This window comes from Gordonia hydrophobica NBRC 16057, assembly GCF_001592365.1.
GTDB lineage: Bacteria > Actinomycetota > Actinomycetes > Mycobacteriales > Mycobacteriaceae > Gordonia > Gordonia hydrophobica.
The window spans coordinates 319,738-334,191 of record NZ_BCWU01000002.1; the positions used below are offsets into that span (position 1 = coordinate 319,738).

General features: G+C 69.4%; 11 protein-coding genes. 6 read left to right on the forward strand and 5 right to left on the reverse strand.

The window, feature by feature from the left end:
- Positions 1-242: 242 nt before the first annotated feature.
- Positions 243-1,550 carry an acetyl-CoA C-acetyltransferase gene (locus GH2_RS05030; protein WP_066164321.1) on the reverse strand — a complete coding sequence of 436 codons (1,308 nt, stop codon included), beginning with the start codon at positions 1,548-1,550 and terminating at the stop codon, positions 243-245.
- 215 nt (positions 1,551-1,765) lie between these two features.
- On the opposite strand from GH2_RS05030, the gene GH2_RS05035 reads away from it, so the two are divergent.
- The 3 genes from GH2_RS05035 (at position 1,766) to GH2_RS05045 (ending at position 5,103) form a co-directional block, all read left to right on the forward strand.
- Complete coding sequence (locus GH2_RS05035; RefSeq protein WP_174545327.1) at positions 1,766-3,133, forward strand: 3-oxoacyl-ACP reductase; 1,368 nt, start codon at positions 1,766-1,768, stop codon at positions 3,131-3,133.
- Positions 3,134-3,145: 12 nt separating this feature from the next.
- On the forward strand, positions 3,146-4,030 hold the full coding sequence (locus GH2_RS05040) for a MaoC/PaaZ C-terminal domain-containing protein (RefSeq protein ID WP_066163845.1): 885 nt from the start codon (positions 3,146-3,148) through the stop codon (positions 4,028-4,030).
- A 275-nt stretch (positions 4,031-4,305) separates the two neighbouring features.
- The gene (locus tag GH2_RS05045; RefSeq protein ID WP_157086007.1) at positions 4,306-5,103 is read left to right on the forward strand and encodes a hypothetical protein; all 798 of its coding nucleotides are present in this window, start codon (positions 4,306-4,308) and stop codon (positions 5,101-5,103) included.
- Positions 5,104-5,110: 7 nt separating this feature from the next.
- Here the strand turns inward: GH2_RS05045 and GH2_RS05050 are convergent, their stop codons facing one another.
- Positions 5,111-5,731 (reverse strand): TetR/AcrR family transcriptional regulator, encoded by a 621-nt coding sequence (locus tag GH2_RS05050; RefSeq protein WP_066163850.1) that lies wholly within the window; start codon positions 5,729-5,731, stop codon positions 5,111-5,113.
- A gap of 30 nt (positions 5,732-5,761) precedes the next feature.
- Positions 5,762-6,979 carry a glycoside hydrolase family 3 N-terminal domain-containing protein gene (locus GH2_RS05055; RefSeq protein WP_174545322.1) on the reverse strand — a complete coding sequence of 406 codons (1,218 nt, stop codon included), beginning with the start codon at positions 6,977-6,979 and terminating at the stop codon, positions 5,762-5,764.
- Positions 6,980-7,053: 74 nt separating this feature from the next.
- On the opposite strand from GH2_RS05055, the gene GH2_RS05060 reads away from it, so the two are divergent.
- Positions 7,054-7,254 (forward strand): DUF2613 domain-containing protein, encoded by a 201-nt coding sequence (locus GH2_RS05060; protein WP_066163852.1) that lies wholly within the window; start codon positions 7,054-7,056, stop codon positions 7,252-7,254.
- 29 nt (positions 7,255-7,283) lie between these two features.
- Positions 7,284-11,621, forward strand: coding sequence for a DUF3367 domain-containing protein (locus GH2_RS05065; protein WP_066163854.1), 4,338 nt, complete (start codon positions 7,284-7,286; stop codon positions 11,619-11,621).
- A 28-nt stretch (positions 11,622-11,649) separates the two neighbouring features.
- On the opposite strand, the gene GH2_RS05070 is transcribed toward GH2_RS05065, so the two are convergent.
- Both GH2_RS05070 and GH2_RS05075 read right to left on the reverse strand, forming a co-directional pair.
- Positions 11,650-12,078, reverse strand: a complete 429-nt coding sequence (locus GH2_RS05070) for a hypothetical protein (protein WP_157086008.1) — start codon at positions 12,076-12,078, stop codon at positions 11,650-11,652.
- A 47-nt stretch (positions 12,079-12,125) separates the two neighbouring features.
- Positions 12,126-13,313: an acyltransferase family protein gene (locus tag GH2_RS05075; protein WP_066163859.1), complete on the reverse strand. Its 1,188-nt coding sequence runs from the start codon at positions 13,311-13,313 to the stop codon at positions 12,126-12,128.
- Positions 13,314-13,371: 58 nt separating this feature from the next.
- Between GH2_RS05075 and pgfA the strand changes: the two genes are divergently transcribed.
- The gene (pgfA, locus tag GH2_RS05080) at positions 13,372-14,454 is read left to right on the forward strand and encodes a cell envelope lipid trafficking protein PgfA (protein WP_066163861.1); all 1,083 of its coding nucleotides are present in this window, start codon (positions 13,372-13,374) and stop codon (positions 14,452-14,454) included.

The following is a 14,454-nucleotide window of genomic DNA, read 5'->3' on the forward strand; positions in this document are numbered from 1 at the left end:
GAAGAAGTCACAACGTCCGAATGGTAGCGGCAAAAGCGAGAGGATGCGGAATACAAGACTCCGGCTGAACCGCCGGGTCGGGGGTCTGGCGGTTCAGCCGGAGCTAACCCGTATATAGCTGCACCGCTCCGGAGCGTTACACACTGCGGGAAATTCTCTCGAGAAAACTTCTGAGAACGACGAAAGTCCCGGTCAGCGGGATCTGTGTCCCACCGACCGGGCTTCGTCGACAGCGAGTGCGATCAGCCTTCGACGATCGCAGTGACGCCCTGGCCACCTGCCGCGCAGATCGAGACCAGCGCACGACCGCCGCCGTTCTCCTTGATCTGCTTGGCGGCCTGCGCGATGATGCGCCCGCCGGTCGCCGCGAACGGATGGCCCGCCGCGAGCGACGACCCGTTCACGTTGAGCTTGCTGCGATCGATGGAGCCGAGCGCCTTCTCGAGGCCCAGCCGCTCGGTGCAGTACTCCTCCGACTCCCATGCCTGGAGGTGGCAGAGGACGACGGACGCGAAGGCCTCGTGGATCTCGTAGAAGTCGAAGTCCTGCAGGGTCAGCCCGTTGCGCTCCAGCAGACGCGGAACGGCGTAGGTCGGCGACATCAGCAGACCGTCGGGACCGTTGACGTAGTCGACGGCGGCGGTCTCGGTGTCGCGGAGGTAGGCCAGCACCGGGAGGTTCTTCTCAGCGGCCCACTCGTCGGTCGAGAGCAGGACGGCCGACGCGCCGTCGCTCAGCGGCGTGGAGTTGCCCGCGGTCATGGTGGCCTCGCCCAGGCTGACTCCGAAGACCGGCTTCAGGGTGGCGAGCTTCTCCACCGTGGAGTTGGGGCGCAGGTTCTCGTCGCGGGTCAGGCCTAGGAACGGGGTGACGAGGTCGTCGAAGAAGCCACGGTCGTAGGCAGCGCCCATCTTCTGGTGGCTGGCGGCCGCGAGTTCGTCCTGCTCGGCGCGACCGATGCCGAACTCCTTGGCGGTGATGGCGGCGTGCTCGCCCATCGACAGGCCGGTGCGGGGCTCGCCGTTGCGCGGGATCTCGATCCCGAGTTTGGTCACCAGACCGAGCGCGGCCTTGATGCGGTCGGCGGTGCTCTTGGCGCGGTTCACCTCGAGCATCTGGCGGCGCATGTCCTCCGAGACGCCGATCGGCGCGTCGGACGTGGTGTCGACCCCGCCGCCGATGGCGACGTCGTAGCGGCTGTTCGCGATGCCGTCGGCGACGATCTGGATGGCCTGCAGGCCGGTGCCGCAGGCCTGCTGGACGTCCATCGCCGGCGTGTACGGCGAGAGCGAGGAGCCGAGGACCGACTCGCGGACCAGGTTGAAGTCTCGGGAGTGCTTCAGCACCGCGCCGCCCGCAACCATGCCGAGCTCTTCACCCTGCAGGTTGAAGCGGCTGATGAGACCCTGCAGAGCAGCGGTGAACATGTCCTGGTTGCCGACGCTGGCGTACGCGCGGTCCTGGCGGGCGAAGGGGATGCGGTTGCCGCCGAGGATGGCGACCGGCCGCTGCTGGCGGGTTTCCGGCTTACGGGGGGTGTATGAGACCACGAAGCTCACTCCTGACAGATTCTTCGACGTCGAACGTATCGACCTTGAGAGTATTCTTACTCGCGAGTAAGTTAGTTGTCGACTCCTGGAGCCTGCGGCACATGTCACAGTGGTTCGCACTACTGCGCACGGACGCCGTCCGCATAGGGTCACCGGCAGAGACGTCGACCCGGCATGTGAAGGCCCAGGGGATTCGTTCACAGACATCGAAGGAGATAGTCGTGGCAGGAAACACCGACCTGTATTCGTCCATCGTCAACAGCGGCCCCGGCGCGTTCATCGCGTCCCGCGTCGGCCTCCCGCAGCCGCCGACCCTGCGTCGCTACTCGGCGTCGCAGCCTGCCCTCGGCGGCCCCGTTCTGCTCGGCGGGTCCGGCCGACTGGTGGAACCGATTCGCGAGATCCTCACCGCAGGCGACGACTACACGCTCGTCGAGAGCGTCGCCGGAGGTCGTTCCGCGGAGAAGCTGGGTGCGGCGGTCTTCGACGCGACCGGCATCAGCAAGCCCGCCGAGCTGGAGCAGCTCTTCGAGTTCTTCACCCCGATCATGCGGTCCACCGGCAACTCGGCCCGTCTCGTCGTGCTCGGCACCACCCCCGAGCTGACCGCGGCCGCCGACGACCACGTTGCCCAGCGCGCCCTCGAGGGCTTCACCCGCTCGCTCGGCAAGGAACTGCGCAACGGCGCCACCGCCCAGCTGGTGTACGTCTCGCCGAAGGCCAAGACCGGCGTGTCCGGCCTCGAATCCACCCTCCGCTTCCTGCTGTCCGCGAAGTCCACGTACGTCGACGCCCAGGTGATCCGCGTCGGCGACGCCGACGGCGCATCGGTCGAGAGCTGGGACAAGCCGCTCGCAGGCAAGGTCGCCCTGGTCACCGGTGCTGCGCGCGGCATCGGCGCAACCATCGCCGAGGTTCTGGCCCGCGACGGCGCCCACGTCATCGCCGCCGACATCCCCGCGGCGGGCGAGGCCCTGAGCGAGACCGCCAACAAGGTCGGCGGCACCGCACTGCCGCTCGATGTGACCGCAGCCGACGCCGGTGAGAAGATCGCCGAGCACGTGCTCGAGCGCCACGGCGGCCTCGACATCATCGTCAACAACGCAGGCATCACCCGCGACAAGCTGCTCGCCAACATGGACGCGGGCCGCTGGAACTCGGTCATCAGCGTCAACCTGATCGCGCCGCAGACCCTCGTCAACGAGCTCGTCGAGCGCAAGGCCCTCCGCTCCGGCGGCGCGGTCGTCGACGTGTCGTCGATCGCAGGCATCGCAGGCAACCGCGGCCAGACCAACTACGGCGCGTCCAAGGCCGGCGTCATCGGCCTGGTCGACACCTACGCCCCCATCCTGGCCAAGGAGGGCATCACCATCAACGCGGTGGCGCCGGGCTTCATCGAGACCGCGATGACCGCGGCCATCCCCCTCGCCACCCGCGAGGTCGGCCGCCGGATGAACTCACTGCAGCAGGGCGGCCAGACCGTCGACGTCGCCGAGACTGTCGCCTACTTCGCCAGCCCGGCGAGCAACGCAGTCACCGGCAACGTGGTCCGTGTCTGCGGCCAGAGCCTGCTCGGCGCCTGAGTCGGGCTCGCAATGACCAAGACCATCACGTTGACGTCCTTGCCGGGCGCGGGTCAGCTGTACCCGAAGGCTGTCGCAGCGATGCTGCCGGTCATCGGGAAGCCTGCGCGCGTCAGCCCGACGGCGTCGCTCCCGGACACCACGTATCGCATCGAGAACCTGCGCATCGACCAGGCTCAACTCGCCGAGTACTGCCGAACCACGGGTCTGCAGTTCGGCGCCACGGTGCCGCTGCCGTTCCTGTTCGTCCTGCAGTTCCCGCTCGCGATGAGCATCATGGTGTCGTCGGCGTTCCCGTTCGGCGCCGTCGGATCGGTGCACCTCGAGAACACGATCGAGCGCCTGCGCACCATCGGCGTCGACGAGCCGCTCACCATCTCCGCACACGCGGAGAACCTGCGCGAGCACCGCAAAGGCATGCTCGTCGACGTGGTCTCGGAGTTCCACGTCGGCCGCGAACTGGTGGCCGTGCAGACCGGCACGTTCCTCAAGCAGCAGCGCACCAGCCTCTCCGACGGTGAACGCGGTCCGGCGCCGAAGGACGCCGCTCCGCCGCCGCCCGACCGCGTGGTGAGCGTCGACCTGGGGTTGATCCGGCAGTACGCGAATGCCTCGGGCGACCGGAATCCGATCCACATGGCCGATCTCACCGCGAAGGCGTTCGGTTTCAGCACGGCCATCGCGCACGGCATGTGGAGTGCCGCGGCGGTGCTCGCGAACGTGGAGGCGCAGCTGCCCGACGCGGTCGTCTACTCGGTGCGTTTCGGCAAGCCGATCCTGCTGCCCGCCACGCTGAACATGTACACCAGCAAGGCCGACGGCGGGTACGACTTCCAGATCCTGCATCGCACGAAGGGATACCCGCACCTCACCGCGACGGCGCGCCCTCGCGACTGAGGCTGCTGCCGCACTGAACGCTCTATGCGTCGATGTTCGCTCACGCTCTGACCGTGGGCGAATATCGACGCATAGAGCGTTTTCTGCGCCGTCCGCCTCGACCGTGACCGATACGCTCGAATCGTCGCGCAACTCTGAGAACCGACGGCGATCCTCTCCCGACCGACCCCGTCGAGTTCGTCCAGCACTACCTGACAGCGCTCGCCCTCAGCGAAGCCGAGAATGCGAAGGCATACCTGTCGGCGTCGCACGAATCCTCGGTGGATCTGTCCGCCATGCCCCAACTGTCCGAGAAGGTGCTGGCCGCATCGAACTACCTCGCGCCGTTGCACGACATCCGCGTCGACGACGCGCAGCAGACGAGCGGGGACTCGTACGAGGTTCCCGCGTCGTTCACGATGGGCGACCAAGTGGTGCATCGAACGTTCCGGGTCCGGACCGGCGACTACGTCGCGATTCACGATGGACTGATCGAAGCCGCGCCCGCCGGCTTCGGGGCCTCAGGCCTTCGGTTCAACGGGCAGTCGACGGGCACCGCTTCCGTCTGGTTGTTCCCTGGCGCCTATGTGATCGAGCCCGACTACTCGAGCTTCCGCTTCACGGGCGGCGCCGATCCCGTCCTCCTCGTCGATCGTTCCGCCACCGCCCAGATCGACGCACTCCGTCCAGAGATCACCGCCTCTGTACAGGCGAATTTCCGCCGACTGGTGTCCGCCTCGGTGGATGCCTGCCTGGCCTCACCGGATCCAGACACCGAGTGCGGGCTCAGCGTCGCTCGGGTCGACGGCCGACCGGCCGCAACCGCAGGCGCGGTCCGCCGCCTCGCGTCCGATGCCCTGCGGGCCGAACTGCGCGCCCAGATCGCCGATCCGTCTCGGATGACGCCGATGGACGGAATCCCGATCGACGACCCGCCCCGGTACTTGCAGATCCAATTCTCCGACGACGCCGTCGCCGACCTGACCGCGACCGTCACCCCACGCCAGGGTCCGCCACATCACGCGAGCGTCTCTCGGCTGCGCAGAGCCACGATCGATTTCGGCACGATCCTGCCACGCGTGACGTGGCGGTAGCGTCGAGTCAGTCCTCGTCGCCGGACCCGTCCGCGCCCTCGCCGACGGCGCGGAGGCCGCGCCAGATGATGCCGAGTAGGAGGTCCGTCGCACGCTCCAGGTCGATGTCGCCGTCGGCGATACGATCAGCGACGGCCTCACCGGCACCGACCAGGGCGACGGCGGTGACTTCGAAGTCGACGTCGCTGCCGCCGGTCGTGGTGCCGCGGCGAATGAGGTCGGTGATCATCGCGGTAATGCTCTTGCGCGAGTCGGCGACGATGTGCGCGAATGACGCGGTGCCGATGGCCACGCGATAGAGCAGCCGCCACGCCTCCGCGTTCTGGTAGACGAACCGCAGGAACTCGCGAACGAGCACTCGCGCCTGGTCCTTCTGCCGCATCGACGGATCGAAGCCCTCGGTCATCGCGTCCATGAAGCGACCGGATTCACGGGCGATGCAGGCGCTGAACAGCTCGTCCTTGGAGCCGTAGTACAAATACAGCATCGGCTTGGAGATCTTGGCCTCGGCCGCGATCGCGTCCATGGACGTGTCGGCGTATCCGTTGGCCGAGAAGGCCGCGATGGCGGCGTCGAGCATCTGCTGTTCCCGCACCGCGCGCGGCAGCCTCTTCGTTCCGCTAGCCATACTCTCAACTTACCATTCGGTAAGTATTTGTCAGCCGCAGTGCAGAACACCCTTCGCGGTCAGAATCCGGGTCACCGAACGGTTCACCCGTTCAGTCGACAGCTTCCCGGCCTTGACCGCCTTCTCCAACGAATCGAGCACCGAGCCGACCTTATCGGTGGACAGCCACAGACCGACATCGGCTCCCGCCTTGATCGCCCTCAGCACCGCTTCTTCGATCGTGTACTTGTCGGTGATCGCCTGCATGCCCGACAGATCGTCGGTGAAGACCACGCCGTTGAACGCGGGTCCGTTGTACTTCTTGCCGTTGCGCAGCATTCCGATCGCTCCCGCGCTGATGCTCGCCGGCGTCTGCGCACCGGTGAGCCCGGGGACGATCAAGTGTCCGACCATCACGCCAGCGGTTCCCGGCTCTCGGAGCAGGTTCCGGAACGGCACCAGATCGGTCTGCTGCATCTGCGACAGCGGCGGCGCGACGACGGCGCCGAGGTGCGAATCGCCGGAGCCGTGACCGTGTCCGGGGAAGTGCTTGAACACCGGCATGACGCCCGCGTCCTCGAGCCCCTTCGCAAAGGCCCCCGCGTACTCGGTGACGACCTGGGGATCGTTGGAGAACGACCGGTCGCCGATGACCGTGTCGTCGGCCTGATCGCTGACGTCGGCCGACGGCGCGAAGTCGACGGTGATGCCGAGCTTCGCCATCTGCTCGCCTGCGTCCTTCGCCATCGTCCGCACCTGCTGCGGCGTCTTGGTCTTGGCCAGTTCGCGCGCGGACGGCATGTCGATCCCGAGGCTCTTCAACCGGCTGACCCGACCACCTTCCTGGTCGACGGTCACCATCAGCGGGATCTTCCGACTCTTGGCGAGCTTCGCGGTGGATCCGTCGGTCAGCATCGACAGGTCGGTCCAACTGCCGACGAAGATGCCGCCGATGTGCTCGGACCGCACCACCTGCTTCGCGTCGGCGGCATCGGTGACGCCGACGACCAACATCTGCGCGAGCTTGTCGCGGAGCGTCATCGTCGCGAGCTCCTCGGCGCCGCATGCCGCGGGCTTCGGCGCAGCACTGCTCGACGACGACGCCGCGGTGGCGGACGACGACGTGGACACGGGGGTCGTGCTCGCCACGTTGTCGACCGGCGTGTCCGAGCACGCGGTGGTGACCAGCAGACCGGCCGCGGCAGCGACGGCGAGGATCGTGCGGGCGCCGTGGGAACGACGCGGACGGAGGTGAGTCAGTGCACGCATCGTCCCAGTGTTTCATGCCACGCTGCTGCTTTCACGGGCACGACCGCCGGTCGCCGGGATGGTAGCTTGGGGCAATGCTGCGTGAACGACTGCTCTACGGTGCCCTCGCCGGGGTCGCCGGCATCGTCGTCGGCATCGGCGCCGTGTTCCTCGGCGGGCAACTCGCGTCCGAGAACAAGCCTGCGACCGATGTGAACAGCTTCAACGCCGACACCGGCTTCGTCCAAGGCTCGGTCGACTACGGCTCGCGCGGCAACGGTGGGGCCAACCACTGACCGGTGACGTCACCCGTCACCGCCCCGATGTGACCGCCGCCGACCGCACCCTGCGTCGTCGCGACGGCGTCGTCGTGGCCGCGATCGCCCTGCTCGTCTCGTTCCTGCAGCGCCCCGGACTCATTTCGCCGGACACCAAACTCGACCTCACGGCCGATCCGATCGGGTTCCTGACCCGCGCGGCCCATCTGTGGTCGCCGACGGCGCCGATGGGCCAGGTGCAGAACCAGGCCTACGGATACTTCTTCCCGCACGGAGCGTTCTTCGCGCTCGGCGACGTGCTGCATCTCCCGCCGTGGATCACCCAGCGACTGTGGTGGGCGATCCTCCTGACGGTCGGCTTCCTCGGCATCGTCCGCCTCGCCGAAGCACTGCGGATCGGTTCGTTCTGGTCGCGGCTGATCGCCGCCTGGGCCTTCGTGCTGGCGCCGCGTGTGATGACGACGCTCGGCACCATCTCGTCGGAGACGCTGCCGATGATGCTGGCGCCGTGGGTCCTGCTGCCGGTGGTCCGCGCCCTCGACGACCGGCGATCGCCGCGCCCGCTCTGGGCCGACGCAGCCCGGTCGGCATGCGCGATCGCCCTGATGGGAGCGGTCAACGCGGTCGCCACCGTCGCCGCGGTCGCGGTCACGGTGATCTGGTGGCTGATGGTGCTGGTGCGCGACCCGGAGCGGCGTCGAACCCTGGTGTTCGGCGGCTGGTGGTGCTTGGGCGCGGCCGCCGCGTGCCTGTGGTGGATCGTGCCGTTGCTGATCCTGTCGCGGATCTCGCCGCCGTTCCTCGACTTCATCGAGTCGTCCCGCGTCACCACCGAGTGGACCTCGTTGACCGAGGTGCTGCGCGGCACCGATTCCTGGACGCCGTTCGTCTCGTCGGAACGGGCGGTCGGCGCGGTGCTGGTGTCGGAGCCCGCGGCAGTGGTGGCCACCGGTGTGGTCGCGGCGGCCGGGCTCGCCGGTCTCACCATGCGCGCGATGCCGTTTCGGGGCCGCTTCCTGGTGCTGCTGGTGGTCGGACTGCTGGCGATCTGCCTCGGCTACCCGGGCGGGCTCTCGTCGCCGGTGCGCGACGCCGTCGTCGCCGTCCTCGACGGTCCGGGCGCCGCACTGCGCAATATCCACAAATTCGATCCGCTGGTCCGACTGCCGCTGGTCCTCGGCATCGCGCATCTGCTTTCGCGGGTACGACTTCCGGCTCGCGAGGCCCACGTCGAACGGGGTTTCGCCGCGGCGTTGGTGGTGGTGATCGCAGCCTTCGGCTCGGGGTCGCTGCTCTGGACCGGAGGGCTGGCGCCCGCGTCGAGTTACCGCGACATCCCCGCGTACTGGCATGACGCCGCCGACTGGCTCCGCGACGCCCAACGCGATTCGGCGTCGCCGACACGAGCGTTGGTGGTTCCGGGCGCGCCGTTCGCCGATCAACTGTGGGGCCTGACCCGCGACGAGCCGCTGCAGGCACTGGCGCAGGAACCGTGGGCGGTGCGCGATGCGATCCCGCTGACGCCGCCGGGCGCCATCCGGGCGATGGACTCGGTGGAACGTGCGCTCAGTTCCGGCCGCGGATCCCCCGGCCTGGCCGCCACCCTGGCCCAACAGGGCGTCGGCTACGTGGTGCTTCGAGCCGATCTGGACCCGTCGTCGCGGTCGGCGCGGCCGCTGTCGGTGGCCCAGGCCATCACCCGGTCACCGGGTATCACGCAGGTGGCGCAGTTCGGTCCGACCGTCGCGCCGCCGACGCTCGACGGGGTGGTCGTCGACGACGGACTGCGACCGAAGCTGCCCGCGATCACCGTCTATCGCGTCGACGGCGCGGCAGGCGGCCCGACGCTGGTCGACGTGGACGCGATGCCTCGGGTGAGCGGCGGCCCGGAGTCCCTCCTGTCGGTGGAAGACGCCCGGCGACGCGCCGGACTCGGGCCGTTGGGGCCTGCGCTCCTCGCCGCCGACGCCGCGCGCGCGGGACTGCCGCCGTCGTCGATGACCGTCACTGACACCCCGGTCGACCGCGAGGTGGACTTCGGTCGCGTCGACGACCACTCGTCGGCCATCCGCGCGCCCGACGATCCGCGCCTCACGAAGAACCGCGTCGCGGACTATCCCGTCGACGGCCAACCGCTGGTTCACGCACAGTGGCTGCTCGACAATCAGCCCGGCCAGGTGCGGGTCACCACGTCGGGCTCGGCGGCCGACGCGACCCAGCCGGGACGGACCTCGCCGGCCAACGCCGCCGCAGCAGCGTTCGACGACGACGCCGAGACGGCGTGGGTCAGTCGCGGGTTGGAGTCCGCGGTGGGCCAGCGGATGACCGTGCAGTTCACCCGCCCGCGCACTGATCTCGCTGTCACCGTGACCACCGCGAAGGCGATCGGCCCCGACGTGACGAGCGTGCTGATCTCGACCGACACCGGCAGCACCGTGGCGCAGGGGCTGGAACCCGGCGTCCCGACCCGCGTGCTGGCGCCGGCCGGGTCCACGAGCCGCGTCGAAGTGCGGGCCATCGCCACCGCCAACGGTTCGGGCGGCAATCAGTTCGCGATCGCCGACCTGGCCCTGGCCGATGCGAACTCCGGCGTGCCGCTCACCATCCGGCAGCGCACGGTGCTCCCGACGCTCGATGCGGCCGACCGCGTCGAGCAGTGGGTGCTGGGACCGGAACTGGGCCAGCGCTCCGATTGCGTCACCGCGCGTGACGGCCGGGTCCGCTGTTCACCGGCGCTCGGGCTGAGTTCGGAGACGCCCGGTGTCTTCGGCCGCACACTGTCGGTACCGACGACGACGGTCGTCGACCCGACGGTCACCCTGCGGCCGACGCCGGGCGGCGAACTCTCGGCGCTGCTCGCCCGCCCCGGCGTCATCCACGCCGAGGGCCAGGCGTCGGTGAGCGATCCGCTCGGCAACGCGTCGGCCGCGGTCGACGGCGACGCCGACACCACCTGGGTGGCGCCCTCCCCCTCCGTGTCGGACCGCAAGAAGTACCGTCCCCGGCTCACGCTGCGTCTTCCGACGGCACGCGACGTCTCGGGGCTGCGCATCCAGACGCCCGACGATTACCCCGCCCGACCGACCCGAGTGACGGTGGAACTGCGCTACGGCGATCGCCGCGTCAGCACTACGACGGCGACGGTCGGCGACGACGGCACCGTCCGTTTCGCGTCGCATCGCGCCGACACCGTGGTGATCACCGTCGAGAAGCGCAGCGATCTGATCAACATCAACGACCTGGGTTTCGCCGAGGACGCCCCGGTCGGCATCAGCGAGGTCCAGGTGCTTCCCGGCGCGACGAATCAGCCGTTCGACGACGCCCGGCCCGTCGAGATCCGCTGCGACAGCGATCCGCGCGGGCCGTACGGACTCGGGGTCTCCGCGTCCGGGCAGGTGATCCGGCTGCAGGTCGCCACCACCGCGGGAGCGCTTCGGCGCGGCGAGCCCGTCACCGCCACCCGCTGTCCTGGACCGCCGCTGACCCTGGCCGCCGGGGAGCAGGAGGTGTCGGTGAATCCGGGCGCCGCATTCACCGTCGACGCGGTCTCGCTGCGTGTTCCGGATGCCGGCGCCCCGAGCACGACCGCAACGCATCCGCACGTCGACCGCTGGGACGCGACGCGACGCGCGGTGACGGTCGACGCCGCCGACGCCGACCGCGTCCTCGTGGTTCCGGAGAGCACCAACCCGGGGTGGCATGCGCGCATCGACGGCCGCGATCTGACCTCCGTCGTCGTCAACGGTTGGCAACAGGGCTGGCTGGTACCCGCAGGCACCGCTGGCACCGTGGCACTGACCTACGACCTCGACTCCCCCTACCGCTGGGCGCTGGGTCTGGGCCTGGCCGCGATGGCCGCACTCTTCCTGCTGACCGCTCTCCACGCCGCACGAGGCGCGCCCCCTCACGCTGGTCGAGTAGGTCGAGGCGCGCCCCCTCACGCTGGTCGAGTAGGTCGAGGCGCGCCCCTTCTCCACGCACCTCCCCACGCTGGTCGAGTAGGTCGAGGCGCTAGCCGAGACCGTATCGAGACCGCCGCACCCCGCAACCCAACCACGACCACAGCCCCAACCAACCCAACTACCACCCTCACCACCACTCTCACCCTCACCCTCACCACCGCCGCCCTCCTCGCCGCCTTCCTCCTCACCGGCCCCTGGGGCGCCGCGATCGCGGCCGTCACCGGGGCGGTGGTCTGGCGGCTGCCCGAACGACGTCGGCCGGTGCTGACGTTCGGTGCGATGCTCGCCGCGACGGCGGTGCTGGCCGCCGGTCCGTGGCACAGCGGCGTCGCCTACACCGGGGACAGCGCGTGGGGGCAGGCACTGGCGCTGATCGCGGTCACCGCCGCGGTCGCGTCGGCCATCGTGCGACGACGCGAGTGATCAGGCGGCGCAACGAGCAGCGGCCCGCTCACACCAGGACCGTTGCCAGCGCGATGCCGACGCCGATCACCGCGAAGGCCCCGTGGGCCAGCACCAGCCCGATCGGAAGGTTCTGCTCGGGGCCCGCGCCGTCGGCCGACGCCAACTGGGTGGCGCGCGGACGGTAGCTGGGGATCCAGCGCACGAACATCGTGATGCCGAGGACGGCCGCGATCACCATGAGCGCGACGGCGACCCACGCCGCGTACTGGCGGCCGATCACGACGAAGCACACCCACGCGGTCACGGCGGCGATTCCGAAGACCATGTGCCCGAGGACCAGTTCCGCAGGCAGTCGTCGATGACGGCCGCGCTTCGTGGTCGCCCGCTGCACGTCACCCATCGTCATCCATGCTCCGACGGTCACGGCCCCGGTCACGCCGACGCAGATCAGCACAATCAGCCCGGCTACACCCATTGCTCAGACATTAGGCGAACCGGACGGCATCACGTGACCGCGGGGCGTCAACCGGGACGGCCTGCCGAAACAGTCTCGCTGCGCCCGACGGCCCGGCGGCGCTCCCACTGCGACAGCCACGACCGCAGCGGCTGTTCCACGAACGCGTAGCTCGCGGCCGAGACGGCGATGGTCGCGATCACCGTCATCGTCCACACCAGCACGAACTGGCCGGCGAACATCGGGACCCCGAACAGGCCGAACACGATCGACAGCACGGCCAGATGCCAGATGAAGATCCCGTACGACCACCGCCCCAGGGCGTTCATGACCGGCGAGTCCAAGAATCGGAACGGACCGTCGCCCAGCACGAGCGGCGCCAGGACCGCATAGGCGGCGACCGCACCGAGCGCCATCTTGATCACGTACGTCGCATGCGTCATGTCGCCGAGACCCACCGGCCCCGCGATCGGCGTGCACGCCAGCCCATAGGAGACCACGAACACGGCGGCCATCACCCTGCGGTCGGCGCTGATCCGGATCACCCGGGAACGACGCGTCGTCGCGCCGACGGCGAGGGCCGCCGTGATCTCCGCGAGCAGCAGTCCCGCGATGAACCACGAGAGATAGCCGGGCAGCCAATTGCGGGCTTCGACGCCGTCCGGCAGGTTCACCAGGCGAGTGATCCAGGTCCATCCGAGGCTGACGGCCGCGACCGCGAGCAGAATCGGCACGCGGTGCCCGGCCCGCGCCCCGCGCGCCCGGTACAGGGCCAGCCCGAGCACCGGCAGCACCGCGTAGAACGCCACTTCCACCGACAGACTCCACATCTGGGTAAGCCCGGGCGCCAAGGTCAGCGGCACGAACACCTGCGTCAGACTCAGATTGGCCAGCCACACGGTGAGCGACGCGCCGCGCGCCTGCGGCAACAACAGCAGCACCACCGCCACGACCAGCGCATACGCCGGCCAGATCCGGACGACGCGGTGCCGGAAGTAGCGGCCGACGGCGGGACGCGGTGCCGCGTCGTCCCGGGCGGCCGCCGCATACGGCCGCCACAGCAGGAAGCCGCTGAGCGCGAAGAAGAGAGCGACGGCGAGGTCGAGTCTGCCGAGCACCTCGCCGAGCACCGGCCACTCGGTCGCCCGCGTCTGGAACGCCACGTGGGTCGTCAGCACCCCGATCGACGCCACCGCCCGCAACCCTTCGAGTTGCGGATAGAAGCGCCGGGACGGCGCAGTCGGAGAGGCAGCCATGTCGTCGACCAGGGTATCGGGAACCGTGGCAGCGGTGCCTCCGCATACAGTCGGTGCCATGTCCGAACGCGCCTCCGCCGACGCCCCGCGATTCTCGGCCCGGGACCTGCTGGCGCCGACCGCGATCTTCTTCGGCACACTGCTGGTGGCAGCGGCGGTCGCCATGGGACCGCTGATCGGTTCGGGCCTCACCAAGGTCCCGCTCAGCATCGACCGGACGTCGGTGTCGGACGGCGCGGACGACACCGACGTCCTGAACCGCTGCTCCCTCGACGCCCCGGCGGCCCAGGTCCTGCAGGCACGCGTGCAGCAACGACGTCGCGTCGTCGCGGTCCGCCCCGCCGACGCGGATGTGGTGACCTTGCAGGCGGGAACCGCGCTCGGCGTCGACGAGTATCTGGTCGACGGCAAGCGGGTGGACGCCGAGAAGGTCTGCAAGGAGGCGACGCTCACCGCGATCATCGACCGGGTGACCCTCGATCGGCGGAGCGCGTCGCCGCGAGCGGACTCCAGCATCCAGTACGACGACGCGCGTGCCGCGGTCCCGGTTCCCGACCGGCGCGGCCGCACCTATGTTCTGCCGTTCGGCTTCGACCAGCCGGGCGACTACTTCGATCCGGTGACCAGGCAGACGCTGCCGCTGCAGAACGTCGGCGAGACGGAGGTGGCGGGGCGGACCGTCGCACACCTGCGGACGCTGGTTCCCGACACCGACATCGGCGCGCTCGGCACCGACCCGCGCGGCGTGATCGCGAAACCCGCATCGTGGTTCGGCCGATTCGCCGGCGTCTCACCGACCACCGATCTCACGGCCACACTGCACCACCGGGCCACCGTCGATCTGTTCGTCGACACCGCGACCGGCGTCGTCGTCGACGAGCGCCTCGAGGTCCATGAGGAGTACCGGTTCACCGCGGACACCGTCGGCGAGAACAGCGCTCTGGCCGACTATCGATTGACCAACCTGAGCACCGTCCTCACCGGCGACGCGCAGACGCGGACCGACGGCGCCGCGCAGGCCGCCGACCGCGCGTGGCCGGTCACGCTGACCACGGTGATCCTGCCGATCGTGTTCGGCGTCCTCGGCGGTGTCGTGCTCATCGTCACCGGGATCATCCTGTGGCGCCGATCCCGCACCTGA

What these genes read in the sequence shown, in the direction of transcription:
- GH2_RS05040 (WP_066163845.1), top strand. Translation starts at nt 3,146, where the DNA reads ATGACCAAGACCATCACGTTGACGTCCTTGCCGGGCGCGGGTCAGCTG.
- GH2_RS05045 (WP_157086007.1), top strand. Translation starts at nt 4,306, where the DNA reads ATGCCCCAACTGTCCGAGAAGGTGCTGGCCGCATCGAACTACCTCGCG.
- GH2_RS05050 (WP_066163850.1), bottom strand. Translation starts at nt 5,731, where the DNA reads ATGGCTAGCGGAACGAAGAGGCTGCCGCGCGCGGTGCGGGAACAGCAG.
- GH2_RS05055 (WP_174545322.1), bottom strand. Translation starts at nt 6,979, where the DNA reads ATGCGTGCACTGACTCACCTCCGTCCGCGTCGTTCCCACGGCGCCCGC.
- GH2_RS05060 (WP_066163852.1), top strand. Translation starts at nt 7,054, where the DNA reads ATGCTGCGTGAACGACTGCTCTACGGTGCCCTCGCCGGGGTCGCCGGC.
- GH2_RS05070 (WP_157086008.1), bottom strand. Translation starts at nt 12,078, where the DNA reads ATGGGTGTAGCCGGGCTGATTGTGCTGATCTGCGTCGGCGTGACCGGG.
- GH2_RS05075 (WP_066163859.1), bottom strand. Translation starts at nt 13,313, where the DNA reads ATGGCTGCCTCTCCGACTGCGCCGTCCCGGCGCTTCTATCCGCAACTC.
- pgfA (WP_066163861.1), top strand. Translation starts at nt 13,372, where the DNA reads ATGTCCGAACGCGCCTCCGCCGACGCCCCGCGATTCTCGGCCCGGGAC.